Here is a 2,575-nt window from a genome sequence, read left to right as displayed (position 1 = left end):
CTCCGCCCCGGCGCGCCGCATTCGATCTCGAGACTCCAATCCGGCAATTTCGACCCTCCTGCCCCAGGGCATAGCGCCGGCGGGGCGAAGAGCCAAGGCCGGATGGCCGATGAGAGGTTTGGTGCCGACACCCCAATCTGTCATTGCCGGGCTTGACCCGGCAATCCAGGGGGGCCATCCGGAGCGGCCTCGGCATCTCTGGATGCCCGGGCCAAGCCCGGGCATGACACATAAGGAGAAGGGCGCCGGACGCCGCTCTCCCCTAGAACAGGCTCATCTGGTCGCCCGGCCGTGGCGGCGGGGAGAACTGGGTGATGTCGAGGGTCCAGCGCTTGCGGTCGAGGCCGAGCCGGCGGACGGCGTGGTTGAAGCGGGTGCGGATCAGCTCGGCCACCGGCCCCTCGCCGCGATGCCGTTCGCCGAAACCGGATTTGTAGAGCTTGCCGCCGCGGGTCTGGCGGATCAGCGACATCACCCGCCCGGCCCGGTCCGGCGCATGCGCCTGCAGCCATTCCTCGAACAGGCCGGCGATCTCCAGCGGCAGCCGCAGCAGGGTCCAGCCGGCGGCCGTGGCCCCGGCTTTCACCGACGCCTCCAGCACCTGCTCCAGCGAATGGTCGTTGAGGCCGGGGATCATCGGCGAGGTCAGCACGATCACCGGGATGCCGGCCTGGGTCAGCTGCCGCATCGTCTCCAGCCGCCGCGGCGGGGTCGCGGCCCGCGGCTCCAGCGTCCGCGCCAGCTCGCGGTCCAGCGTCGACAGCGAGATACAGACGGCCGCCAGCCCCTTGGCCGCCATCGGCGCCAGCAGGTCGATGTCGCGGGCGATCAGCGCCGATTTGGTGACGATGCCGAGCGGGTGGTTGAAGCGCGACAGCACCTCGATCACCCGGCGGGTCAGCTTCAGCTCGCGCTCGATCGGCTGGTAGGGGTCGGTGTTGGTGCCCATCGCCATCACCGCCGGGACATAGCCGGGGCGCCGCAGCTCCGCCTCCAGCAGCTCCGGCGCGTCCGGCTTGTAGAAGAGCTGGGTCTCGAAATCGAGGCCCGGCGACAGGCCCAGCCAGGCATGGGTCGGCCGGGCGAAGCAGTAGATGCAGCCGTGCTCGCAGCCGCGATAGGGATTGATCGACCGGTCGAACATGATGTCCGGCGAGTCGTTGCGGGTGATGATGGTGCGGGCGGTGTCGACATGCAGCTGCGTGCGCAGCGGCGGCTCGCCATCCTCATCCGCGGGCGCCAGCCCGGCCCAGCCGTCATCGACCCGGTGGCGGGTCGCGGCCTCGAAGCGGCCGGTTCGGTTGCTGACCGCGCCGCGGCCCTTGCGCGGCTGGTCGGGCAGCTCGTCGAGATCTGGGTCTGGTGGCTTGATCGGCATAGGAACAAATATAGAACATGACGGCAGGCTTGCCAATGCCTCGCGGGCGGGCCACATGGGGGACCGCAGGCGGTGCTGAGACTCGTCTTGACGCCCGGGCGCGAAGGGACTATCAAGCGCCCTCGTTTTTTCTTGGGGCCGTCGTTGGCCCGAACTGGGACCGACAATGGCCAACCACAAGTCCGCCGAGAAGCGCATCCGCCAGACCGAGCGCCGCACGGTCGTGAACCGCAACCGCGTCAGCCGCATCCGCACCTTCGTCAAGAAGGTCGAGGCGGCGATCGAGTCCGGCGACAAGGCCGCCGCGGCCGAGGCGTTCAAGGCGGCGCAGCCGGAGATGCATCGCGGCGTCACCAAGGGCGTGCTGCAGAAGAACACGGTCGCGCGCAAGCTGTCGCGCCTGTCCGGCCGCATCAAGGCCCTCTAAGCCTCGATCACCGACAAGCCGTTCCGCGGCAGCCGCCGCGGAACGGCTTTCTTATTGCCGGGGATAACGGCGGATGCGGCACAACGGGCCGCCGTCCGGGACCGTTTTTTGCGTTTTGGGGCGATCCGGATTTGTTCCGTTGCCAGCCCGCGCCCACCCTGCATATGATCGTCTTTCGCCTGCACACCAGCAGGTGAAGATGACCTCAGGACACAACTTGCCCGACTACCAGCCTTCCTCACGAAGATTGGCAGAAGTCTGTGAGTGTCCCTGAGAAATACTCATACATTTTTTATTAACTGCCTTCGCAGCTCCACAAGTAGCTGCGGGGAATTGTTCCTGCGCGTCGACCGTGATACTGTGATTATTACAGTTCGAATTCTGTGAGCATGGCAGCCGCGCATCGGGCATCTGGTGTTGTTGGTGGCGGGAGCAGGTACAGTCGGGGGCGTGGCGGGCAGCGCGCCGCGGATCGGATCGAGAGGGGTCGGAAGGCAGCATGTCGTCGATGGGGGGAGTCATCGCATCGATCGAGCAACAATGGACCCGGGTCTGCGGCCGGTTGCGCGATGAGGTGGGCGAAGGCGCCTTCAAGAGCTGGCTGCGCCCGGTGGTCGTCGTCGATCTCGACGGCGGCGAGGTCCGCATCGCCGCCCCTACCCGCTTCATGCGCGACTGGGTCGCCGCCCACTATGCCGACCGCATCCGCAGCCTGTGGCATTCCGAGAATCCGGACATTCACAGCGTCGACGTGATCGTGGTGCCGGACC

The 2,575-nt window shown here is 67.2% G+C and carries 3 protein-coding genes; 2 read left to right on the top strand and 1 reads right to left on the bottom strand.

Translation table 11 applies throughout. The annotated features are described in order from the left end of the window. Positions 1-262 precede the first annotated feature (262 nt). Positions 263-1,378 (bottom strand): PA0069 family radical SAM protein, encoded by a 1,116-nt coding sequence (locus P409_RS31580; protein ID WP_034847869.1) that lies wholly within the window; start codon positions 1,376-1,378, stop codon positions 263-265. A 166-nt stretch (positions 1,379-1,544) separates the two neighbouring features. Here P409_RS31580 and rpsT point away from each other — a divergent pair, with 166 nt between their 5' ends. Continuing rightward, positions 1,545-1,805: a 30S ribosomal protein S20 gene (rpsT, locus tag P409_RS31575; protein ID WP_034847866.1), complete on the top strand. Its 261-nt coding sequence runs from the start codon at positions 1,545-1,547 to the stop codon at positions 1,803-1,805. Positions 1,806-2,313: 508 nt separating this feature from the next. Then, positions 2,314-2,575: DnaA N-terminal domain-containing protein (locus P409_RS31570; protein ID WP_274519193.1), on the top strand; the 262-nt coding region annotated here is incomplete at its 3' end.

The sequence above is a fragment of the Inquilinus limosus MP06 genome (assembly GCF_000767795.1).
Lineage (GTDB): Bacteria > Pseudomonadota > Alphaproteobacteria > DSM-16000 > Inquilinaceae > Inquilinus > Inquilinus limosus_E.
The sequence above is the reverse complement of the archived record's forward strand: the minus strand, read 5'-3'. Positions and strand labels throughout refer to the sequence as shown.

What these genes read in the sequence shown, in the direction of transcription:
- P409_RS31580 (WP_034847869.1), bottom strand. Translation starts at nt 1,378, where the DNA reads ATGCCGATCAAGCCACCAGACCCAGATCTCGACGAGCTGCCCGACCAG.
- rpsT (WP_034847866.1), top strand. Translation starts at nt 1,545, where the DNA reads ATGGCCAACCACAAGTCCGCCGAGAAGCGCATCCGCCAGACCGAGCGC.